Below are 20,460 nucleotides of genomic sequence, written 5' to 3'. Positions count from 1 at the left end.
TAGCATGGCCTCTCTATCGCGATTCCAGGAGATGACCATGCCAAGCAATCAGGAATACAAGGGAAAGGGCATCAAAGGCCGTAACTACGACGAGTCGAGCGGCGTCGGCACGAGCAGCGCCGGCCCGACCGGCACCGTCGGCAATCTCAACGACGGCGGCCGCGATGGCGGCGTCGGGGCGCCCGACCTGGCCGACAGCGGCAACCAGCAGTCGGTGCAGCACGGCCAGCCGGGCGGCAGGCCGGCGCAGGGCGACTCATGGCGCGGCCAGGGCGGCCGGGGCAACCAGCAGAGCGACGCGCCCGCCAGTGGTCCGGGCGACAACTCGCAGCGCGGCAACCAGCAGCGCTAGCGCCTGTCGCTCCACACGGCGCCGCCCGCGGGCGGCGCCGTCGTTTTGTGGGGTTTACGCATCGCCCTCCGCCAGACCTCTTTTGTTGCCGTAAGGAATTGTTATAATCGGCTTTCATGCATCATGCATGTCGCACCCCGCGCCTGCCGCCCAGAAAGAACCGATACCGTGAACGCGCAGAGCCTCACCGCTTCCCCCGACGACCACCTGGCCCACATCGACAATGCGTTCGACCTGATGGCCCTGCTCGACGCAGGCGGCCAGGTGCTGCGCGTGAACCGGGCTTCCTTCGACATCCTCGGCTATGCGCCGGACGAGATGCGCGGCCGCCATGTGCGCGACTTCGCGCACCCGGACGACCGCGCGGCACTGGGGGCGCTCGGCCTCGCCCTGCGCGACGGCGCGGCCTGCCGCGAGCAGGAGCTGCGCTACCTGCACCGTGACGGACACGTGGTCTACCTGGCGATGTCCGGGCGCTGGTCGGCGGACGGCCAGCTGCTGTACACGACGGCGCGCGACGTCACCGCACACCGGCTCGCACGCGAGGAACTCGCGCGATCGCGCGAGCGCATGAATGCCATGCTGAAGAGCATCGGCGACGCCTTCTTCGCCGTCGACCGCGACTGGCAAATCATCTATGCCAACCACAAGGCCGCCAGCTTCGTCGGCGTGGAGCTGGCCGCCGGCCTGGGACGCCCGCTGCTCGACGTGGTGCCCGCGCTGGAAGGCACGGCCGTGCTGGAACATTATCGCCATGCGATGGCCACCGGCCAGGCCGGCGTGGTGGAGGCGTGGTGGGCGCCGCTCGGCACCTGGACCGAGGTCCGCATGTATCCGAGCGCGGACGGATTGTCCGTCTATTTTCACGACATCAACGACCAGCGCCACGCGGCGGAAGCGATGCGCCGCAACGAACAGCGCTTCCGCGTGCTGTTCCAGCAGGCCGGCGACAGCATCCTGATCGTCGACAGCACGCTGCACATCGTCGCCGTCAACGGCCGCGCGTGCGCGCACTTCGGCTACGCGGAAGAAGAATTCATCGGCCTGCCGGTCAGCGCCGTGGACAGCGACTTCGCCTACGGTCCCGGCCTGCTGGACAGACTGCGCCGCGGCGAGACGCGGCTGCTGCGCATCGTCAAGCGGCGCAAGGACGGCAGCACGTTTCCGGCCGAAGTGCACGTCTCCCTGTTCGAGGACGGTGGCCAGGAATACTTCCAGGCGATCATCCGCGACCTCACGGAACGCGACGAAGCGGAGCGCCAGCTGCGCGAGAGCGAGCGGCGCTTCCGCGAAGTCATCGAGATGACGCCCTCGGGCTACGTGCGCGCCGGTGCGGGCGGCGTGCTGCTGGACGCGAATCCCTCGCTGTGCCGCCTGTCCGGGCGCGCGCGCGACGACCTGATCGGCCTGCCCCTGCACGCGCTGTTCGAGCGCCCGCCGTGGGAAGGGCTGGAGGCGGACGGCGACGGCAACACCACCGTGCGCGGCGTGGAAGCCATGCTGCTCCGCACGGACCGGGAACCCTTGCACGTGCTTTTCAACGGCAACGTGCGGCGCGACGATGCCGGCGAACTGTTGCTCGTGACGGGCCTGATGATCGACATCAGCGCCCGCAAGCGGGCCGAGGAACGCCTGCAGCTGCTGGCCACGCACGATACGCTGACGGGCCTGCCCAACCGCGCCCTGCTGCAGGAACGCGTGCAGCGCATGATGGACGATGATGGACGGCCCGGCGGGGAACCCGGCGAGCTGGCCGTGATGTTCCTCGACCTGGACCGTTTCAAGGAAGTCAACGACGCCTTCGGCCACGAGCTGGGCGACGTGCTGCTGTGCGAAGTGGCGGCAAGGCTGCGCGCGGTGCCGGGCGCCGAGGACGTCATCGCCCGCCTGGGCGGCGACGAGTTCGTGGTGGTGGCGCGGTGCGGACGCGAGCGCGCCGGCGTGCTCGCCGCGCGCCTGCTGGAGGCGCTTACCGCGCCGGTGCGCGTGGGCGCCCAGGACGTGATCATCGGCGCCTCGATCGGCATCGCCATGTACCCGCACGATGCCGGCACGCGCGAGTTGCTGTTCCAGGCCGCGGACACGGCGATGTACCGCGCCAAGGCCGCCGGCCGCAACCGCCTGTGCTTCTTCGAGCCCGGCATGACCCTCGCCACGCAGGCGCGCATGGCGCTGGAGCTGGCGCTGCGCCCGGCCCTGGCGCGCGGCGAATTCGAGCTGTACTACCAGCCGCGCGTGGACCTGCGCACCATGTCGGTCGTCGGCATGGAGGCGCTGCTGCGCTGGAACCATCCGCAGATGGGACGGGTGGCGCCCGGCGAATTCATCGGCATCGCCGAGGAAACGGGCCTGATCGTGGCGATCGGACGCTGGGTGCTGGCCGAAGCCTGCCGCCAGACCCGGCGCCTGGTGCAAGAGCACGGCCGCGAGGTGCGGGTCTCGGTCAACGTCTCGGCGCGCCAGCTCGCGCAACCCGGCTTCGTCGAGGCGGTGCGCGCGGAACTGGCGGCGAGCGGCCTGGGGCCCCACTGCCTCGAGCTGGAACTGACGGAAAGCGCCCTGATCGAGGACATGGACCGCACCGCCGCCATGCTGGGCGAGCTGCAGGGGCTGGGCGTCAAGCTGGCGGTGGACGATTTCGGCACCGGCTACTCGGGGCTGGCCTACCTGCGCCGCTTCCCGATCGACGTGCTCAAGCTGGACCGGTCCTTCGTGCTGCAGGACGACGGCCGCATCAGCGCCTTCGACTTCGTGAAGGCCTTCGTCGACATGGCGCATGCGCTGCGCCTGTCGGTGGTCGCCGAGGGCGTGGAGACGGCCGAGGTGCTGGATTTCCTGCGCGCCGCCGACTGCGACGAGGTCCAGGGCTACCTGCTGGCCCGGCCGATGCCGCTCGCGGACCTGCAGGCGCTGCTCGCGCGCGGCTGAAACGGCCTCAGGCCGGGCTGGCGGCGCTGCCCCGCGCCGGCGCGGCGGACTGGCCGCCCGGCGGCGCGCCATCGGACACCGCATCCGTCGCCGCATTCGGCACGAGCAGCGCCAGGCGGTCCTCGATGACCTGGAAGCGCAGCGGCATCGCCAGCTTGTCGACCTCGCCGTCGGTGGCGACCTTCATCTTGCGGCGCCGCGACAGCAGCGGCGCGCGCACGGTCATCGTCTTGAAGGCGAACGCGACGACGTCGTCGGCCTCGCCCAGCCTGCCCAGCGCGCCGCGCAGCAGCAGGCCGAGCATGCGCAGCTTGCCGACGGGCTTGGGCGCGATCGCGGCCAGGCGGCCGCCGTCGAGCGCTTCCTCCAGCGGGCCCATGCCCACCTGCTCCATCTGCAGGCGGTTGTTGCCGACGAAGAGCGTGGGCGTGCGCAGATGCCGTACCCGGCCATCGAGCTCGAGCGCGATGCGCAGGTTGCGGTGGCGCCCCAGCGCCGTCTTCAGCGCCGACAGGATCGCCACCACGCGCGAGCGGCCGTACTGGCGCTTGTCGTGCTCGCGCTCCTCGAGCAGGCGCGGATACAGGCCGACGCTGGCGTTGACGAGGAAGATGCGCTCGTTGACCATGCCAATCTGCACCGGCCGCACGCGCCCGCGCACCAGCGCCCGCACGGCCTCGCCCAGGTCCTCGGGAATGCCATGGGTGCGGCCGAAATAATTGAACGTGCCCTGGGGCAGCACGCCGAACACGCAGCCCTGCCGCACTGCCTCGTGGGCGACGGAGTTCAGGGTGCCGTCGCCGCCCGCGGCGACGAGGATGGCGCCGTCCGCCGCCGCCCTGGCCGCGGTGCGCCGGGCCACGTCGCCGAGCTGGGCGGCGTCGTGCACGACTTCCAGTTCGCAGCGGCGGCCGGCCTCGCGCAGCACGTCGCGGATCGTCGAGCAGCGCAGCTCCGTCTCCGCATGGCCGGAGCCGGCATTGAGTACCACGTAGAACGGCGCATCCGGGCGCGGGTCGGTCGTCGGCATTGCTGTCGCTTTCCTGCTTCAGGGTTGATCGGAGCGATGCCGCCGGCATCGCGCCCCGAGGATAGCAGTTTTCGCCAACGGCAGCGGTTCGTATGGACGCGCGTTCCGGTAACCAACGGTCATCCCCCCCCAGTCACAAATTATGGATATAATGTAAAACGCTTGACCTCGCGCCCCACCTTGCTCCGGTCGTCATTGACGGGGCAGAGTGTGTCAATATTTTCGCTACCCGCGGGTAAACGGCGAACAGATATACTAACGCTCACAATCATAACGATCCGCTCGAGGCGCGCCCCTGCCCCCGGTGCAGCCGACTCGCACAAGCGGACGCCGAATCCACCACAATAGGCAAAGCCATGAGAATCAGCAAAGAAAAGGCGGCCGAAAATCGTGCCGCCCTGATCCGTGCCGCGAGCAAGCTGTTTCGCGAGCGCGGCATCGATGGCGTCGGGGTAGCGGAGATCAGCAAGGAAGCCGGACTCACCCACGGCGCCTTGTATGCCCATTTCAGGTCGAAGGAAGAGCTGGCGCTGGAGGCGCTGTCATACGGCCTCGACCAGAGTGCGTCGCGCATGTATTCCAGCACGATCAACGGCATGCCGGACCTCGGCAGCTATCTCGACGACTACCTTACCGCCGATGCCCTGCACGACTACGCCAGCCGTTGCCCCATGTCCGCGTCGGCCAGCGAAATCGGCCGCCAGGACAAGGCGATCAGTGCCCGTTTCGCCGAAGGCTATATGGTGATGGTGCGGGCGTTCGAGCGCCAGATCGCCGACAACGAACCGGGCTCGGACGCGCTTGCCCGTGCCATGGTCGTCGTCGCCACGATGATCGGCAGCATCGCCGTCGCGCGCGGCGCCGCCAAGGGCAATCCCCAGGTCGCGGAGCAGGTGCTGAAGGCCGCCCGCACGATGATCGACGAGCTGATGCTGGCCCAGCCGCACCCGCCGGCCGCCCCCGGCCACGAAGCCGGGCGGGCGCCGCGTCCGTCCTGAGCGGCGCGGCCGGCGCTTACTTGGTGACGGCGATCGGCGTGCGGTGGCCGCCCTTGAACGTGTACAGGGTCAGCACGCCGTCGCGGATGTCGCCGTTCTTGTCGAAGGCGATGGTGCCCGTGACGCCCTTGTAGTTACTCTTGGCCAGTTCCGGCAGATACTTCGCCGGCGCCGAGGAGCCGGCCCGGTCCATCGCGGCGGCGATCGCCAGCACGGCATCGTACGAATACGGGGCGATGATCTGCACGTCGATGCCGAAGCGCTTGCGGTAGTCGGCGCGGAAGCGTTCCATGCCGGCCTTGCCGGATTCCTCCACGCCGCCCGCCTCGGCGCACACGACCTGGCCGTCGGTCATCGTATTGCCCGACAGGGGCTGCATCGCATCCGAGCAGATCCCGTCGCCACCCATCATCTTCGCATTCATGCCCAGCTGCTTCATCTGGCGCAGCATCGGGCCTGCCACGGCATTCATGCCGCCGAAGAACACCAGGTCCGGGTTGCTGGCGCGGATCTTGGTCAGGATCGCGGCGAAATCGGTGGCCTTGTCGTTCGTGAATTCACGCGCCACGACATTGACGCCCTGCTGGCGCAGGCCGTTCGAGAATTCCGTGACGAGGCCCTGGCCGTAGGCGGTACGGTCGTCCACCACCGCGATGCGCTTGGCGCCCATGCTCTTGACGGCGTAGCGCGCCAGGCCGCGGCCCAGCTGGGTATCGTTCGCGACGACGCGGAACGTCGTGTTGAACCCCTGTAGCGTGTACTTCGGATTGGTCGCCGATGCCGAGATCTGCGGGATGCCCGCGTCGTAGTAGATCTTCGAGGCCGGGATCGTCGTGCCCGAGGTCTCGTGGCCGATCACGCCGTTCACGCGGGCATCGGCCAGCTTCTGGGCGGCCGCCGTCGCCTGCTTCGGATCGCCGGCGTCGTCTTCCGGCACCAGCACCCATTTCACCTTCTTGCCGCCGATCGTGGCGCCGCGCGCATTGAGCGCATCGATCGCCATGCGGGCGCCGTTTTCGCTGTCCTTGCCGAAGTGGGCCACCGGGCCCGTCATCGCGGCCACGTGGCCGATGCGCACCGTTTCCTGAGCCGATGCGACCCCGGCGGCGGACAGCGCCACCATCAACAACGTCTGCTTCTTCATTCCATCCTCATCTAAAAAAGTCATTCTTTATGCAAAAATACCAGGGTATAGAGTATAGTCCGAAGGAACAGGTAGCGCAAAGCAACATCGTCTTTCAGGCACAATGCAGTTTTCGCAGTCCCATGTTTCTTCGACCATGACCGCTGACAGTCCCCTTCCCTTGCCTTCCCTGAACGGCGCCACGATGCTGCGCGCGCTGTTCCGCCGCCCGCGCCGCCTTGCCGGCGTACGTACGCCGCGCACCTGCTTCGCCCTCGACCAGATCGACGGCAACCACCTGCGCCGCTACCGCCAGGCGCTCGGCTTCCGCGACGAAGGCATTCCGCTGACCTACTGGTACCTGCTGGCCCAGCGCGCCCAGGTGGCCACCATGCTGGATGCCGCGTTCCCGTTCCGCCTGCCGGGTACCGTGCACACGGCCAACAGCCTGCACGTCCATGGCGACGCGCGCCGCGACGTCCCGCTGCTGCTCGTTACCAGCGTGCACATCCGGCCGCCGGCCGACAACGGCGCCGTCTTTGCCGAGCTCGACACCGTCGCGCGCCAGCAGGATGCCGAGGTGTTCACCTGCCACAGCACCTACCTGGTGGTGCGCGGCCAGCGCGGCCCGCGCAAGCAGGCGCGCGCCGGCGATGGGGCGCTGGCGCCGGTGGCGCGCTGGCAGCTGGGCCGGAACAGCGGCCGCGAATACGCGTCCGTTTCCGGCGACTGGAACCCGATCCACCTGTGGGGCTGGTCGGCCCGGCTGATGGGCATGAAACGCCCCATCATCCACGGCATGCACACGCTGGCCCGCGCCTGCGCCGAGCTGGAGCAGGCCGGCGGCGGACGCATCGTCAGCCTCGACGGCCGCTTCAAGGCGCCGGCAGCGCTCGGCAGCGAGCTGATCCTGGCCGCCGACCTCGGGGCGCGCCACTTCAGCGTGGGGGCCGGCAGCCGCCCGGTCGCGGAAGGCAGCTTCCGCTTCGCCTGACCATCCCGCCTGGCATCCAGGAGTTTTTGATCCATATCAAGGAATGCACCGTGCATTTTCGCGATCCTAGGGAACCTGGGAACCGCCACCAGGCGGCCGTTGGAGACGAACCATGTACAAGCGCATCCTGTTGCCGACCGACGGGTCGGAAGCTTCCGGCCGTGCGGCAGATGCCGGACTGACCTTCGCCGGCGAGCTGGGCGCCGAGGTCGTGGCCCTGCACGTCATCCCGCCCTTCCGCGTGTTCAGCACGGATGCCACGATGCTCGAGGACACGCCCGAGCAATATGCCGTCGCCAGCCGCGAACGCGCGCTGACGCTGCTGGCGCCCATCGCCGGCGCCGCCCAGGCGGCCGGCGTGCCGTGCCGCCTCGAAGTGCTCGAGTCCGACGCGCCGTGGTCCGCGATCGTCGACACCGCCCAGCGCCTCGGCTGCGACCTGATCGTGATGGCCTCGCACGGCCGGCGCGGCATCGCCGGGCTGCTGCTCGGCAGCGAAACCCAAAAAGTGCTCGTGCACAGCACCATCCCGGTGCTGGTGCACCGCTGAATCCCGCCATGCAGGAGGACGTGCCGATGTACAAACGCATCCTGGCGCCGACCGACGGCTCCGACCTGTCCGCCGCGGCCGAACGCGCCGCCATCGACTTTGCCCGCGCCAACGGCAGCGCCATCGTCGCGCTGGCCGTCGCCCAGCCCTACCTGCCGACCACGGCCATCGACGGCGCGGTCGCTATCGACCCCGCCATCGAAGCCGAGACGCTGATGCTGGAAGCGAATCGCCACGTCGAACGGATCGCGGCGGCGGCGCGCGCCGCCGGCGTCGCCTGCACCACCGTCGCCACGATCGCCCATTCGGCCAGCCAGGCCATCCTGGAGCACGCAGGCAAGCACGGCTGCGACCTGATCTTCATGGCGACGCACGGGCGGCGCGGCCTGACCCGCCTGCTGCTGGGCAGCGTCACCCAGGACGTGCTGGCGGCGTCCACGGTGCCCGTGCTGGTGCTGCGACCGCAAGGCAAGCCCGGCGCAGCGGCCCAGGCAGGCACGCCGTCGCCTTAGGAGAGCGTCATGTACAAGCGCATCCTGGTGCCCACGGACGGCGCCGAACGGGCGGCGCTGGCGCTGGAGACGGCGCTGGGCCTGGCCAGGCTGGGCGGCGGGAGCATCGTCGGCGTGCACGCCTGCGCGCCGATGATCCTGGCGCCCGATCCGGCCGTCGTGGAAGACCCGGCGCGCGGCGCCTGGCGGCGCGAGCGCGTGCAGTTGGCGCAGGATGCGCTCGACTACGTGATGCGGCGCGCGCGTGAAGCGTCGGTGCCGGCGACGACGGAACTGAGCCGGCTGGACCGGCCCTGGGAGGCCGTCATCCAGGCCGCGCGCGACCATGGCTGCGACCTGGTCGTGATGGCGGCCCATGGCCGCCAGGGGCTGGTGGCCCGCTTGCTAGGCAGCGAGACCCAGAAGGTGCTCACCCACAGCGCGATCCCCGTGCTGGTGGTGCGTTGAACCGGGCGCGGGCGCGCCCGGTGGCCGATCAGCGCTTGGGCGCGCTGACCATGTCCAGCAGTTGCAGTTCGGGCGGGCTGACCAGCAGATCCTGCGCCGCCCTCTTGAAGTCGACCATGTACGGCATCGCGAGGTGCTTGTCGAGCTCGCTCTGGTCGGTCCAGTTCTCGTACATGACGAAGACGGAGGGATCCGCCTGCGAGCGGTGCAGGTCATAGTCGAGGCAGCCCATCTCGGCGCGCGTGTAGCCCACGAGCGTCGTCATGTAATCCTGCAATTCGTTTTCCTTGCCCGGCTTCGCGCGCAGCGTGGCGATGACGGTAACCTTGGCCATACAATTCCTTTCTCGAAGCGGCAGCGCCGCATGGGGTCCGCCGGCGGGATCGTCAGGCGGGTCCGACAGTGTAGACGAATCGCCAAACCGGCGTCGTGGGTACCCCTCTTTTGCGCCAGGGCAGGAGAAAAGGCGAAACGCCTGAACTGTCGGTCGATGCCGGCGTCCAATGCTCATTCGCCGCGCCGCGTGCCCGGCCACGAAGCAACGGTCGATCTTGGTGCATCTTGACTTCGATCAAATACTCGGATGCAGCACCCAGAGAAACTGCAAGGTATCGAATCAGGAGGAAACCGCGCCATGACGCCGCACCAACTACACCCGTCGAGCCCGCTTGCGATGTGCGCGGCGATCCGCCATTCGCGCAAGACGCTGTGCCGGCGCCTGGACGACACCTGCGCCCATCCCGACGACGGGTTCACCCATGCCTTCGGCGCGACGGTGGCCGCCGTGGAAGCCGTGTTCCGCCACGAGGAACTCATCATGGAGACCCTGGGCTACGTGCGCCTGCACGAACACCGCGAGGAAAACGCCGTGATCCTCGCGGCACTGCACCGGGTCATGCCCCAGGTGGAAGGCGGCGATTGCGCGCTCGGGCGCCAGGTCGCCACCGCGCTGCGCGACGTGATCTCGCTGCACCGGCTGAGCACCGACCTGGCCCTGGCGGTCGCGCCGCACACGAGCAGGCAGCGCGCGCACGGCCACGCCGCGCGCACGACGCTGCACGTGCCGAACCAGCGCCGCCACGTGCACTGACGGGGCGGGGGCCGCCATTGCCCAGGGCCCTATTTCAATCCTTCCCGGCGCCGGTGGATGACCTTGCCGGACACCATGAACGTGCCGTCGCCCTTGTAGTGCAGCGTCTCTGGATGCCTGGGCGTGGCCGCCGCGCGCGCGGCCACCACTTCCCAGATGAAGAAGTTGTACTTGTCGACGAGGCTGTCGTCGTGCAGCCGACATTCGAACTGCGCGTGGCACTCGCGGATCGAGGGCGCCGCCACCCGTTCCGATGCGTCCAGCGTCAGGCCGAAGGCGGCGAACTTGTCGATGTCCGCCCCCGTCGTGGAGCCCACGCCCAGCACCTGCTCCGTCAGCGCCGTGGTCGGCAGGTTGATCACGCATTCGCCGCTCGCGCGGATCAGCCCGAAACTGTGGTTGGCCGACGAGATCACGCAGCCGACCAGCGACGGGGCGAATTCGATCACCGTGTGCCAGCCCATCACCATCACGTCGCGCTCGTCCTGCCAGGCCGAGGACACGAGGACGACGGGGCCGGGTTCGAGGTAGCGCCGCACCTGGTCGAGTGGCACGGGCTGCTTGCGCGCGTTGCGGGTCATGCATTCCTCCTGGATGGCTGGCACGGCGCCATTATGCAAGAGCGGACGCGAGCGCGGCGCAGGCCAGCACTTTCCGTGGCAGGCAGCGGGACGCTACACTAGCGCCATGAAGATTGCCGTCCCCCTCCGGCAGCGCCGCCTGCTCGCGCTGTGCGCCGCTTCCGCCGCGCTCCATCTCGCGCTGCTGGAACTCGTTGCGCGCCATGGCGGCGGCGCGCCGTCGGCTATGCGGCCATCGGGCGCCGAGCTGCGCCTGCGGCTGGTGCCGCCACTGCCGTCCACGCAGGCGCCCTCCGCCCGCACGGCGGCAGGTCCGCCGGCACCCGCGCAAGCCGCACCGCCCATGACGCGCGGCGTCGCATCCCGACCCGCTTCCAACGCGCCGCTCCGTCCCCCCGCCCCGCCGGCCGCCGCGCTTCCCGTCGCGGCTGCATCGCCCGACACGGCCGTTTCCCCGCCCGGTCCGACAGCCGGACCGGCACTCGTCCAGATGCCCGGGCGCTATCACGTGCGCTTCCCGGGTTCCGCCGTCCTCACGTACACGCAGCTGGTCCAGCGCCCGGGGACGCCGCCCACGTCGGCCGGCCCGGCACGCATCGACTGGCACACGGATGGCCGGACTTACCGCCTCGACATCGACGGCGTCACGGGGCGCATGCACAGCGAAGGCGATGGGGGCGACGCCGGCATCGTGCCGCGCCGCTACGTCGAGCAACGCGGTGCCGACACGCTCGTCACGGAGTTCGACGGGAACGATGGGCGCGTGCTGTTCCGCGCGGGAGGCGGCGAGGCTCCGGGTGCCATCGGCATCCAGGATGCCGCATCGCTGCTGCTGCAACTGGCCGGCATCGGGTTCGGCGAGCCGGATCAGGTGGCCGACCGCATCGACGTCGTCGTGGCCGACAGCGCGGCGACGGCGATCGTGCGCTTCCAGGTGATGGATGACGAAGACGTGGAAACGGGCGTGGGGAGGATCGCCGCGCGGCGCCTGTCGCAGGTCGTGGCGCCCGGCCAGCCGCGCCTGGAGGTCTGGCTGGCGCCGGCACGCGACTGGCTGCCCGTGCAGCTGCGCGTCAGCCGGCCCGACGGCAGCGTCGTCACGCAGACGCTGAGCGGCATCGAGGGGGCGCCGGCGGCGCCCTGAGTGCGGCCGGACCTACTCGCGAACCCGGCGCCAGCCGGCCTTGCGCGCGCCGCTCGACTGGGCGGGCGGGAACTTGGTCGACTTCAGCTGGCCGTCCGCCAGCGTCGAGATCTGCACGAAGGTACCGCCCGGCAGCTGCACGACGAGCGAACCGACGGCCGCCGAGGTGACCGACAGCGCCGTGCCGGCCACGCCCTCGGCCTGCAGCGGCGTGCCCGTGCAGGCATCGAGCAGGTACAGGTTGCTCTTGCCGCCGACCGTGCAGGCGTCCGACGCGGACGGAAGGTTCGATACGACGTCGAGCGTCCCGGCGACGACCTTGGGATCGAGGTTGACGCGCTCGCCCGCATTCTGGTCGAGGTCGAAGAACCAGCCCGCGTGGGTCGACAGGTCGACCGCGGCCTTGTCCATCGTATAGCTGTCGCCGCCGTTGCCGGCAACCTTGGTCAGGGCGCGCCGCGTCATGGTCGCGCCGTCGCGCCAGCTCGCCGCGGGAATCCCCGTGCCCGTGTCCTTCAGCACGTACACGCTCTGCATGGTCACGTCCGAGATGTCCGGCACATCCAGCAGGCGTCCGGTGCCGTAGGCCACGACGCGGCTGACGGCGCTGGTGACGGTGCCGTCGCGGTCGCGGCTGTCGACGCGGCACAGCGTCACTTCCGGGCGCGACGTGATGGGCTGCGAGGTGCCGGCATCGCCCATCTGCAGCACCGTCGGGCTGCCGCCGGCCGTGAAGTCGAAGCGCCACATCTTGCCGTCGTTGTCGCCGCCGTACACATAGGTCACGAGCGGATCGGTCTGCGGATTCGCCGTGATCGCCGTGATGCGGGCGAAGCCGGACGGCGACGCCGTGCTGCCAGTGCCGGTGCTGGTCTTGCTCAGCACCCTTCCGGTGGCAATGTCGACCACGTACAGGTAACCCCTGCCGTCGCCGCCGTTGATCTTCTCGGTGCCCGGCACGTTGTTGTAGCCCGAGGTCAGGAACACGACCCAGTAGGTCGTGCCGGCCGCGCTGCGCCAGGTGCCGAACTGCGGATTGCCGAAGGTCAGGCCGATGTCGGCGTCGTAGTTGGCGCCGCTGCAGACGCCGGCGTCGGCGCACAGCTCCCACAGGGCCTTCGGATGCGCCGGGTCGGTGACGTCCAGCGCGTAGTAGCCGCGGCCGCCCGCGTTCAGGCCGCCCACCAGCACCGAACGCCACTGGCCGCCGATCTGCACGTCGCCCAGTTCAGGCGCGCCGTCCACCGTGTACTGGTGGTTGGTGCCGTAGGTGGTGCCGGCCTGCAGGTACAGCTTCTTCATCGTGATGCGCGGCGCGTAGGCCCACATCTCGGTGCCGTCGGCGGCGTCGAACGCATGCATCATGCCGTCGTTGGCGCCGACGAACACGGTGGCCTTGCGCGCGGCGTTGCCGGACTTGTAGGCGGCGTAGCCGTCCAGCGTATAGCTCTTGCGCGGCTCGCGCAGGTAGGCCGGCTTCGAGGTCGCGATGTCGCCCAGGATGGTCAGGTAGGTCTCCAGCGGCTTGGCCGGGTCGGGCGCGACGCGCGCATAGGCGCGCATGACGTTGTCGTTCGCATACTGCTGCTGGCCGCGCAGCCAGTTCACGATATTCGCGCCGCCGTTGACGACGGCGCGGTTTTCCGGCGCCAGGGTCGGGCACTGCGCCAGCTCGTTGCACTTGTTGTCGAACCAGGCCTTCTCCGTCGCCGTCATGGCGCCGTACGAGAACGACTTCAGGGCATTGGCGGCCGTGTCGAGCATCCAGATCGTGCGGCTGTCGCTGCTCAGGTCCACGCTGTCGACCATGGTCTTCATGGTAGTCCACTCGGTCTTCTGCGCCACGGTGCCGTCCGTCGTGGAGATCTTGCGGTCGGCCAGTTCGCCGTACCACTTCACCGTCGTGAAGGTGGACGAGAACACGTCGTTGTCCTCCATCGTGATGTTCGGCGTCGACGTCGCCGCGGCGGAAGCGGCGCCGGTGCGCGTCTCGATCGCCGACAGCGCATCCGACAGGCCCGCCACCACCTGTTTCGGATCGGAGGCGCTGAAGTACTTGCCGTGGCCGTTGATCGCCGTGTGCCACAGGTCGTCCACGCGCGACTGGTAGGCAACCGACGTGTTCGTGACGTTCGTGACCGGATCCGGCCACACATAGGGGCCGTTGTTGTTCCAGGCGCAACCGGTCTTGACGCCCGTGATCAGATTGTAGAAGTCGCCTTCCGACGCCGTCTCGTAGTCGGACCGGTACGTCATGATGCCGTCTACGCCGAGGCCCAGCGTGTAGGTGTTCATGTGCAGGCGCAGGTTGTCGCCCGCTTCGCCGCGCACCAGGCCCGCCTTCGACCAGTCTTCCAGCGACGGGCGCAGCGACGTCGTGCCCGTGTTGGAGCCGCCGTTGTACCAGTACAGCGCCACGTCGGCCAGCGAGTTCGCGCTTTGCGCGGCCGGATCCACGCACCCCTTGCCGCGGGTGCAGAAGCGCGCGGGATTCTCGACGTTGTCGTTGTTGACGACGTCGGTCGCCGGGTCGCCGTTCCAGTAGCCGTCCGTGGTGACGAAGGTGAAGTTCTGCTGGCAGGCATATTCCACCACCTCCTCGCCGGCCTTGGCGACATAGGGACTCTGGTTCGCATACATCTTGCCGATCGAGTGCAATGCCACGCGCAGGGGCGTCGCCTGGCTGCCGTTCATCGCATACAGCGAGGTGTACCAGGCGCTGCGGTTATTGCCCGAGAATTCGCGCGGCGGGGTCATCGCGCCCTGTGCCGCGGCGGTCGACAGGGACACGATGCCCACCTTGTAGTTCGCGTTCAGCGCCTGGAAGGCCTGGCCGACGGCCGTCTTCATCATCTGGTTGCGCGATTTGTAGTACGCGTACCAGTTGGCGAAATTGGTCATCTCCTCGTCGTAGGTGCAGGTGGCCCCGAGGCAGTCGGTACGGGCCGTGGCGCGCGGATAGCTGTTCACCGCGGGAACGATGTCAGTACGGACGAACACGGCGGCGCCGCTGCCCAGCGGCGTGGTGGTGGTCGGGACGGCGTCGATCACGGCGGCAACGGCCGGCTTCGTCGCCGTGGTCGCGAACGACACCGAATTGGCATCGTTCAGCTTCCCCATCGTGATCTTGGCGCCGCCGGCGCTCGCGTTGTTGTCGACCACGCACACGACGTTCGTGCCGGCCGCCTTGCAGGTGTCGGAAACACTGTTGCCGCCGATGTAGGCCGACACGACGCCGCGCGCATTGATCGCGTCGCGGATGGCCGTCGCGATCGCCGTATTGGTGGCTGCGCTCGCGAACGTCAGGTCCGCGCTGATGATCGTCGCGCCGTTCAGCATGGTGCCGCCCTTGAGCACGGTCCGCGTGCTGGAGAACCGGCTTCCGGCCGCGGTACCGCTCACCGTGATCAATCCCGTGGCCGGCTGCGCCGCCTGCACCGTGGTGGAACTCGCATTGACGGTCAGCGCCCAGCCATTGCGGCTGCTGTCGTTGACCAGCGAGCAGACGCCGATGGTCTTGGCGGTCGTCCCCGCCGCGCAATCGATCGGCACCACCGCGACGACGTTCTCCGTCGCCAGCGTGATGCCGTAGGTCGAACAGGCCGGCACCGCGCCCTGGGCGGTCTTCATGCAGGCCAGGTACTGGTTCGTGAGACCGGTCTTGTTGATGATCGACGTCGCCAGCGCGCCGGCGAGCGCCACCTGGCGCGAACTCGTGTTGGTGCCGCTGGGAGCGTTGACCGTGCCGTTCGTGATGGTCACCGCGCCGTCCGGCTCCGCCACCGTCACGCTGTTGATGTTCATCGATGCCGCCGTCGCCGACGCGTTGATCGTGATGGTGCCGTAGGCGCCCACCACGCTGCCGTTCGGATTGCCGAAGCGCGGGTACTTGTAGTTGCCGACGTACTTGGCCCGGCAATTGGTCAGCTCCGCCGAATCGCACCAGCGCACCTTGGCCGCGAACGGATAGTTCGCCGGCGCCGGCGCCCCCACCGCCGTCGTCACGCAGGTCTTGAGTTCGCTCTCGGCACAGTATTCGGCGACGTTGATCGTGTAGTAGTAGGGGTTGCCCGTGAAGACGTCCGACGTGTAGCGGGTATCGCTCGGGTAGGAGTAGGTTGCCGTGTTGTACACGCAATTGCGGCCGTCCGTGTCGCACCAGCGCAGGTCGGGAAATCCCGTCGCCAGGTTCGTCCTGGTGCTGCTCTGGCCCAGCATGTCGGTCTTGTTGATGTTGAAGCCGTCCGTCGTCACCGAGGTCCACGCCGCCGTGTTCTCGCGCGTCATCGAGTCATACACGTTGCCGTCGTAGCGCACCGGTGGCGAATAGCGCACCTTGGGATCGTAGTACTGGCGGTTGAAGTCGGCGCTGTTGAACGGCGGATGGCCGACCTTGCAGCCGGTCGTGGTGACGTAGCGCTTGCCGGAGATCGTGGTGACCATCGTCGAGCGCGAACGGCAGGTCGACGTGTCGTCGATGTAGTCGGGCGTGAAGGTGGAAGCCATCGAACCCGAATTGTCGTACAGGAGCATCAGGTTCGGCTTGACGTTGCCGGTACCGTTCAGGTTCAGCAGCGGCAGCTGGGCGATGCCCGTGGTGCCGGCGAGCGCCGCGGTGCTGGCCAGCGCCAGCGACAGGAGTGCGAGGAGTCTTTTCATCATGGTGTTCTCATGCCCCGATCAGGACGACCATCTGGTTCGTCACGCTGGCGCCGCGCCCGCCGACGATGCGCGACGTGATCACGTAGTGGATGCGCGGCGCGCCCGCGTACTGGGAGGCGTCGCTGGCCAGGCTGGCGCCGAGCGGCGTCGTATTGCCGAGTGCGGCCGTGTTGGCGGAGGTCTGCACGCAAGCGTTCTCCTGCGCGTCGTAGGACTTCGCGAATTTGCACAGGCGGTGGATCACGTACTCGATCCTCGAGCCATCGGCATTCTCGATGGTCTTCCCGACCTTCCAGAAGGCATCGTCGCGCGGCGTCACGTCGCCGGCCAGCGACGCGGCGTAGCCATTGGCGGCGTCGTCGTCGTTCAGGGCCAGGCGGTTGCTGGCCGCCCTGGCGCTGAGCCACTGGAATCCCTCGTGCAGGCCGAGGTCGGCCTCGCGGCCGAGGGTCGCGTCGTAGGCCAGGTTGCCCGTCGTGAGGCCCGTCGAGTGGACGGACTTGAGCAGGTACACGCCGCCGATCAGCATCAGGGCCAGGATCACCAGCACGACGGGCAGCGCGATGCCCGCGGCGCGCGGCGGACGGACGGAAAAGCGGGACGGCATCATGGCGGCGGCCTCCAGCCGGCGTTGCGCAGGTTGACCACGGTCTCGAACACGCGGTAGCGATAGCAGTGCCAGTGCACGGGGTCGCCGGCCACGGCCACATCCACCGTGACGGGGACGGCCGCGACGCCGGCCGGCACCGCGGCGGCGAACACGGTGGGCTGCGACGTCGTGGCCGTGCAGGCGCTGCCGGCCCCGGCGTTTTCCGGCGCCTTGCTGCGCGCGACGACGGCCAGGCGCACGGCCGCGATGCGCTGCCAGTCGCCGGCGTCGCCCGCGGTGCCGGAACCGTCGGCATCGACGACGGTGGCCGACCATTGGCTCACGCGCAGGCCCGCATCCGGCTGGAAGGCATTGCCCACGCGCTTGTCGAAGCCGTACTGCGCCTTGATCGAGACGATACTGTCGGACACCGTCACGGGGGCCTCCGACGAGGCGGCGTCCCCCGTGCCGAACAGGCGCAGGTAGCCGTCCGCCACGGACCAGGTATGCAGGGACAGCGAGGCCGCCGGGCCCAGGTTGAACACCCGCGCCGCGCCGCCCGTGAAGGCGGCGCCGAGACTGCCGCTGTTGAACCGCATGCCGTCCGGCGCGAAGTCCAGGAACTTGGGATTGTCGGCGACGGAGGCCACGCCACTGAGCTGCGCCAGCGCGCATGTCCCGTTGGCTTGCTCGGGCGCCACGACGATCACGTCCTTCGGCTTGAATCCCCATGGCAGCCGATCGACCTGCACCCGGGTGCCGGCGCTGTAGTCGGCCAGGACCCGTACCGTGCCCGTGCCCGCCAGGGAGCTGCCGGAATAGAAGCTGATCCGGTCGGGCGCCGCACCGTTCGACTCGATCACGACGGGCGCGAGCGGGTGGATGGCCGCGCCGCCCCGTGTCGCGGCGGCCAGCGCATAGCCCTGCGTGTCGCTGAACGCCGTATTGCAGCCCGCGATGATCGGGTCGTTCAAGCCGAAGCCGGCCTGCTCGGCTTCGCCGCTGAGCGAAAACAGCGCCAGCATGCCGTTCTGCATGGCGTCGGAGCCGCCCAGCGAGGACTGCCGCGTGGCCTCGTTGCCGGTGAACAGGCGCAGCGCGAACAGCAGCGCCAGCAGGCCGACGACCACGCTGACCATCAGTTCGACGAGGGAGAAGCCGCCGCTGCGGCCGAGGGCGGGCCGCTTCATGTCGACGGGGCCAGCCAGGCGGAGACCGTATGGGAATTCGCGGCCGCGCCGCTCTTGCGGGTCCAGGCGATGGTCACGGACACCCGGGTGCGGTCGGCGGCCGGCTGCGCGTCGACGTCGACCTTGACGGTGGCGCCCGGAATGTGCGCGCGGCTGACGGTCTCCGCGTACCAAGGAGCCAGTTGCGCACTGGGCGTGGAGCCCGGCTCGAACGCGTAGGCAGCCACGTTGGCCTGGTCCAGCGCCATGATGCCGATCAGCTTGTTGGCGGCGATGACGGCTTCGGCACGCATGCCGGCGTCCGCCAGGGCGCCCTGGGAACGCACCTGCAGGCCGAGGGCGCCCAGCACGCCGATCGCGAGCAGCACGGCCGCGACCAGCACCTCGACGAGGGCGATGCCCCGCGCCGCCGTGCGCGGCAGCGGGCGCCTCATGGCGGACACCCGCGCGCGGCATGGACCGCGGCATCCGGATCGCAGACGCTGGCGACGCCGGCGAGCGTGACGGCGACGGCCAGCGGCTTGAACGCACCGCGGCGCTGCGGGCCGGGGGAGATCGTCAGGCGCTGCAACCGGGCCGGGATGCGCGCGTCGACCCACCCGAGCGGCGTGAAATAGATCGTGGTGGCGCCGGACGGCGCGAAGCCCTGCGTCATCTCGTCCGAACTGGGCATGGCGACGGCGCTGCGCTGGACGGAAAGGAACCCTGGGTCCCCGGCGTCGGCGGGAAGCGGATCCGTGCCGGACCACGTCCCGTTCTCGGCGTCGCAGGGATCGCCGTTGCTGGGATCGCACAAGTCCATGCGCCAGTCCATCTGGCCGTTGGCCGCGTTCTCGGTGAGCACGAGGCGGCTGTGAACGTTGCGCGCGATCGCCTGGTTGCGCGCCAGCGTCAGCCCTTCCTGGTAGAACACGGCGGCCGCCGCGGCCTTGCGGCCCAGGATGAGATTCGACATCGACGGCATGCCGACGGCCAGCAGGATGCCCATGACGGCGACCACCACCGCCGCCTCGACCAGCGTGAAGCCCGCGCTGCGCGCGCGCGTCACTGGACGCACGTGCTCCCCTTGCGGTCGATCCAGCACGAGTCGCTGGTGCCCCAGGCATTGGCGTTAAAGGTGCCGAGCGTCTTGCGGTTGCCGTTCTGGTCGATCGTGTAGCTAAAGCCCAGCACCTGGTTCTTCCCCGTTGCCTTGACGACGAACGCGGAATCGGAAGCGCTCACAACGCTGTAGGCGAAGCTGTCGGTGTCCTTGGGAAGGCGGTTCTGGCCGGCGCCATCCATGCCTGAATAGGTGTGATTGTTGTTCCAGAATTCCTCGGCCGCCGTCTGCACGCTGCCCAGGCCCGTGAAGGCTTCTGTCAGGCGTGCCCGGATCACGTAATCGCGGTACTGCGGCACGGCGATGGCCGACAGGATGCCGACGATGGCAACGACGATGAGCAGCTCGATCAGCGTGAAGCCGCGCGCGCGCCGGAGGCTGGACGTGGTGAGGATCATGAATAGGGAATGAATTGTTTCCGCAGGTCAATATTACCGCAACGGATGGATTTTTGGTCGCAAAAAAACCACGGAACCTCACATTTACCGGGGCGGCGCAGGGTGAAACTTCGTCGGTTTTGCAGCGAGACCGCGAGATCCGTGCTCAAGATTGCAACGACCATTAGTCGCAAAACAATGCCGAGATCACTTTGTCATCAAGGGACGCGTCATGTAGAGCGCGCCCGCTGGATAGCTTGCCAGCGCGGCCGCGTCGGCGTGGGCCGCCGCATAGCCGAACCCTTCCCAGAAGCCGCGCGAGTCCTGCACCGACACGAGGGCCGCATGCGCCAGGCCCAGCGCTGCGCCGGCGCCGTGCATGTGTTCCACCAGGCGCCGCGCCAGCCCCTGCCCCAGCGCACGTGGCGCCACCGCCAGGTCGTGCAGGTACAGCGTGTCCGGGACGTCGGGCAGAACGAATGCGCCGCCCAGCGGGGTCGCCTTGCCGCGCAGCGAGGGATAGGCGAACAGGTAGGCGCATACGCCGGCGCCGTCGCCCGCGACGAGGGCCGTGGCGGGCGCCGTTCGCCGCCGCGCCAGCACGACGGCCGCCGCTTCCTGCATCGCCGGCGGATAGCATGCGGCCTGCACGGCCAGCACGGCATCGAGGTCGTCGTCGCGCATGGCGCGCAGCTGCAGGGATGGCGCTGGGTCAGTCATGGGATGGCGGTCGGAAGGGAAAGGGACCGGCATTATCCGCTAAACGGGTGCGCCTGTTTAGCTGTCTTACT

General features: G+C 69.0%; 20 protein-coding genes. 9 read left to right on the top strand and 11 right to left on the bottom strand.

Annotation, left to right across the window (positions count from 1 at the left end; genetic code table 11):
- The first annotated feature begins 37 nt into the window (after positions 1-37).
- Complete coding sequence (locus ACI1V7_RS07135; protein WP_404531052.1) at positions 38-352, top strand: hypothetical protein; 315 nt, start codon at positions 38-40, stop codon at positions 350-352.
- A gap of 168 nt (positions 353-520) precedes the next feature.
- Positions 521-3,280, top strand: coding sequence for an EAL domain-containing protein (locus ACI1V7_RS07130; protein ID WP_404531051.1), 2,760 nt, complete (start codon positions 521-523; stop codon positions 3,278-3,280).
- A gap of 7 nt (positions 3,281-3,287) precedes the next feature.
- On the opposite strand, the gene ACI1V7_RS07125 is transcribed toward ACI1V7_RS07130, so the two are convergent.
- Positions 3,288-4,310 carry a diacylglycerol/lipid kinase family protein gene (locus tag ACI1V7_RS07125; RefSeq protein WP_404531050.1) on the bottom strand — a complete coding sequence of 341 codons (1,023 nt, stop codon included), beginning with the start codon at positions 4,308-4,310 and terminating at the stop codon, positions 3,288-3,290.
- Between the two features lie 356 nt (positions 4,311-4,666).
- Between ACI1V7_RS07125 and ACI1V7_RS07120 the strand changes: the two genes are divergently transcribed.
- The gene (locus ACI1V7_RS07120) at positions 4,667-5,308 is read left to right on the top strand and encodes a TetR/AcrR family transcriptional regulator (RefSeq protein WP_404531049.1); all 642 of its coding nucleotides are present in this window, start codon (positions 4,667-4,669) and stop codon (positions 5,306-5,308) included.
- Between the two features lie 16 nt (positions 5,309-5,324).
- Here the strand turns inward: ACI1V7_RS07120 and ACI1V7_RS07115 are convergent, their stop codons facing one another.
- The gene (locus tag ACI1V7_RS07115) at positions 5,325-6,452 is read right to left on the bottom strand and encodes a branched-chain amino acid ABC transporter substrate-binding protein (RefSeq protein WP_404531048.1); all 1,128 of its coding nucleotides are present in this window, start codon (positions 6,450-6,452) and stop codon (positions 5,325-5,327) included.
- Between the two features lie 136 nt (positions 6,453-6,588).
- Here ACI1V7_RS07115 and ACI1V7_RS07110 point away from each other — a divergent pair, with 136 nt between their 5' ends.
- The 4 genes from ACI1V7_RS07110 (at position 6,589) to ACI1V7_RS07095 (ending at position 8,934) form a co-directional block, all read left to right on the top strand.
- On the top strand, positions 6,589-7,425 hold the full coding sequence (locus tag ACI1V7_RS07110; protein WP_404531047.1) for a MaoC family dehydratase: 837 nt from the start codon (positions 6,589-6,591) through the stop codon (positions 7,423-7,425).
- Positions 7,426-7,537: 112 nt separating this feature from the next.
- The gene (locus ACI1V7_RS07105) at positions 7,538-7,975 is read left to right on the top strand and encodes a universal stress protein (RefSeq protein WP_404531046.1); all 438 of its coding nucleotides are present in this window, start codon (positions 7,538-7,540) and stop codon (positions 7,973-7,975) included.
- A gap of 26 nt (positions 7,976-8,001) precedes the next feature.
- Positions 8,002-8,487: a universal stress protein gene (locus tag ACI1V7_RS07100; RefSeq protein WP_404531045.1), complete on the top strand. Its 486-nt coding sequence runs from the start codon at positions 8,002-8,004 to the stop codon at positions 8,485-8,487.
- A 9-nt stretch (positions 8,488-8,496) separates the two neighbouring features.
- Positions 8,497-8,934, top strand: coding sequence for a universal stress protein (locus tag ACI1V7_RS07095; RefSeq protein ID WP_404531044.1), 438 nt, complete (start codon positions 8,497-8,499; stop codon positions 8,932-8,934).
- A gap of 28 nt (positions 8,935-8,962) precedes the next feature.
- Here ACI1V7_RS07095 and ACI1V7_RS07090 read toward each other — a convergent pair whose 3' ends face one another.
- Positions 8,963-9,268, bottom strand: coding sequence for a putative quinol monooxygenase (locus tag ACI1V7_RS07090; protein ID WP_404531043.1), 306 nt, complete (start codon positions 9,266-9,268; stop codon positions 8,963-8,965).
- Positions 9,269-9,568: 300 nt separating this feature from the next.
- Here ACI1V7_RS07090 and ACI1V7_RS07085 point away from each other — a divergent pair, with 300 nt between their 5' ends.
- Positions 9,569-10,024, top strand: a complete 456-nt coding sequence (locus ACI1V7_RS07085) for a hypothetical protein (protein WP_404531042.1) — start codon at positions 9,569-9,571, stop codon at positions 10,022-10,024.
- A gap of 29 nt (positions 10,025-10,053) precedes the next feature.
- Here the strand turns inward: ACI1V7_RS07085 and ACI1V7_RS07080 are convergent, their stop codons facing one another.
- Positions 10,054-10,605, bottom strand: a complete 552-nt coding sequence (locus tag ACI1V7_RS07080; protein ID WP_404531041.1) for a flavin reductase family protein — start codon at positions 10,603-10,605, stop codon at positions 10,054-10,056.
- A 106-nt stretch (positions 10,606-10,711) separates the two neighbouring features.
- On the opposite strand from ACI1V7_RS07080, the gene ACI1V7_RS07075 reads away from it, so the two are divergent.
- Positions 10,712-11,749, top strand: coding sequence for a DUF3108 domain-containing protein (locus ACI1V7_RS07075; RefSeq protein ID WP_404531040.1), 1,038 nt, complete (start codon positions 10,712-10,714; stop codon positions 11,747-11,749).
- Between the two features lie 12 nt (positions 11,750-11,761).
- On the opposite strand, the gene ACI1V7_RS07070 is transcribed toward ACI1V7_RS07075, so the two are convergent.
- The 7 genes from ACI1V7_RS07070 to ACI1V7_RS07040 form a co-directional block, all read right to left on the bottom strand.
- Positions 11,762-16,411 carry a pilus assembly protein gene (locus ACI1V7_RS07070; protein WP_404531039.1) on the bottom strand — a complete coding sequence of 1,550 codons (4,650 nt, stop codon included), beginning with the start codon at positions 16,409-16,411 and terminating at the stop codon, positions 11,762-11,764.
- Between the two features lie 7 nt (positions 16,412-16,418).
- Complete coding sequence (locus tag ACI1V7_RS07065) at positions 16,419-17,021, bottom strand: pilus assembly PilX family protein (RefSeq protein ID WP_404531038.1); 603 nt, start codon at positions 17,019-17,021, stop codon at positions 16,419-16,421.
- Positions 17,018-18,190: a PilW family protein gene (locus ACI1V7_RS07060; protein ID WP_404531037.1), complete on the bottom strand. Its 1,173-nt coding sequence runs from the start codon at positions 18,188-18,190 to the stop codon at positions 17,018-17,020. Before ACI1V7_RS07060 ends, ACI1V7_RS07065 begins: the two co-directional genes overlap by 4 nt.
- A complete protein-coding gene (locus ACI1V7_RS07055) occupies positions 18,187-18,624 on the bottom strand; it encodes a type IV pilus modification PilV family protein (protein WP_404531036.1) in 438 nt (145 codons plus the stop codon). The genes ACI1V7_RS07060 and ACI1V7_RS07055 overlap by 4 nt, the downstream gene beginning before the upstream one ends.
- Positions 18,621-19,247, bottom strand: coding sequence for a pilus assembly FimT family protein (locus ACI1V7_RS07050; RefSeq protein ID WP_404531035.1), 627 nt, complete (start codon positions 19,245-19,247; stop codon positions 18,621-18,623). Before ACI1V7_RS07050 ends, ACI1V7_RS07055 begins: the two co-directional genes overlap by 4 nt.
- Positions 19,235-19,690, bottom strand: a complete 456-nt coding sequence (locus tag ACI1V7_RS07045; protein WP_404531033.1) for a type IV pilin protein — start codon at positions 19,688-19,690, stop codon at positions 19,235-19,237. Before ACI1V7_RS07045 ends, ACI1V7_RS07050 begins: the two co-directional genes overlap by 13 nt.
- A gap of 186 nt (positions 19,691-19,876) precedes the next feature.
- Positions 19,877-20,389 (bottom strand): GNAT family N-acetyltransferase, encoded by a 513-nt coding sequence (locus tag ACI1V7_RS07040; protein WP_404531032.1) that lies wholly within the window; start codon positions 20,387-20,389, stop codon positions 19,877-19,879.
- Positions 20,390-20,460: the final 71 nt, after the last annotated feature.

Origin of the sequence: Massilia paldalensis, assembly GCF_044901715.1 — a bacterium.
In the GTDB taxonomy this organism is placed as follows: Bacteria; Pseudomonadota; Gammaproteobacteria; order Burkholderiales; family Burkholderiaceae_D; genus Telluria; species Telluria paldalensis.
The sequence above is the reverse complement of the archived record's forward strand: the minus strand, read 5'-3'. Positions and strand labels throughout refer to the sequence as shown.

Bases quoted from the DNA above. Each gene is read 5' to 3' on its own strand.
- ACI1V7_RS07100 (WP_404531045.1), top strand. From the start codon at position 8,002: ATGTACAAACGCATCCTGGCGCCGACCGACGGCTCCGACCTGTCCGCC.
- ACI1V7_RS07065 (WP_404531038.1), bottom strand. From the start codon at position 17,021: ATGATGCCGTCCCGCTTTTCCGTCCGTCCGCCGCGCGCCGCGGGCATC.
- ACI1V7_RS07115 (WP_404531048.1), bottom strand. From the start codon at position 6,452: ATGAAGAAGCAGACGTTGTTGATGGTGGCGCTGTCCGCCGCCGGGGTC.
- ACI1V7_RS07125 (WP_404531050.1), bottom strand. From the start codon at position 4,310: ATGCCGACGACCGACCCGCGCCCGGATGCGCCGTTCTACGTGGTACTC.
- ACI1V7_RS07055 (WP_404531036.1), bottom strand. From the start codon at position 18,624: ATGAGGCGCCCGCTGCCGCGCACGGCGGCGCGGGGCATCGCCCTCGTC.
- ACI1V7_RS07105 (WP_404531046.1), top strand. From the start codon at position 7,538: ATGTACAAGCGCATCCTGTTGCCGACCGACGGGTCGGAAGCTTCCGGC.
- ACI1V7_RS07085 (WP_404531042.1), top strand. From the start codon at position 9,569: ATGACGCCGCACCAACTACACCCGTCGAGCCCGCTTGCGATGTGCGCG.
- ACI1V7_RS07075 (WP_404531040.1), top strand. From the start codon at position 10,712: ATGAAGATTGCCGTCCCCCTCCGGCAGCGCCGCCTGCTCGCGCTGTGC.
- ACI1V7_RS07090 (WP_404531043.1), bottom strand. From the start codon at position 9,268: ATGGCCAAGGTTACCGTCATCGCCACGCTGCGCGCGAAGCCGGGCAAG.
- ACI1V7_RS07070 (WP_404531039.1), bottom strand. From the start codon at position 16,411: ATGATGAAAAGACTCCTCGCACTCCTGTCGCTGGCGCTGGCCAGCACC.
- ACI1V7_RS07095 (WP_404531044.1), top strand. From the start codon at position 8,497: ATGTACAAGCGCATCCTGGTGCCCACGGACGGCGCCGAACGGGCGGCG.
- ACI1V7_RS07110 (WP_404531047.1), top strand. From the start codon at position 6,589: ATGACCGCTGACAGTCCCCTTCCCTTGCCTTCCCTGAACGGCGCCACG.
- ACI1V7_RS07045 (WP_404531033.1), bottom strand. From the start codon at position 19,690: ATGATCCTCACCACGTCCAGCCTCCGGCGCGCGCGCGGCTTCACGCTG.
- ACI1V7_RS07120 (WP_404531049.1), top strand. From the start codon at position 4,667: ATGAGAATCAGCAAAGAAAAGGCGGCCGAAAATCGTGCCGCCCTGATC.
- ACI1V7_RS07080 (WP_404531041.1), bottom strand. From the start codon at position 10,605: ATGACCCGCAACGCGCGCAAGCAGCCCGTGCCACTCGACCAGGTGCGG.
- ACI1V7_RS07135 (WP_404531052.1), top strand. From the start codon at position 38: ATGCCAAGCAATCAGGAATACAAGGGAAAGGGCATCAAAGGCCGTAAC.
- ACI1V7_RS07060 (WP_404531037.1), bottom strand. From the start codon at position 18,190: ATGAAGCGGCCCGCCCTCGGCCGCAGCGGCGGCTTCTCCCTCGTCGAA.
- ACI1V7_RS07040 (WP_404531032.1), bottom strand. From the start codon at position 20,389: ATGACTGACCCAGCGCCATCCCTGCAGCTGCGCGCCATGCGCGACGAC.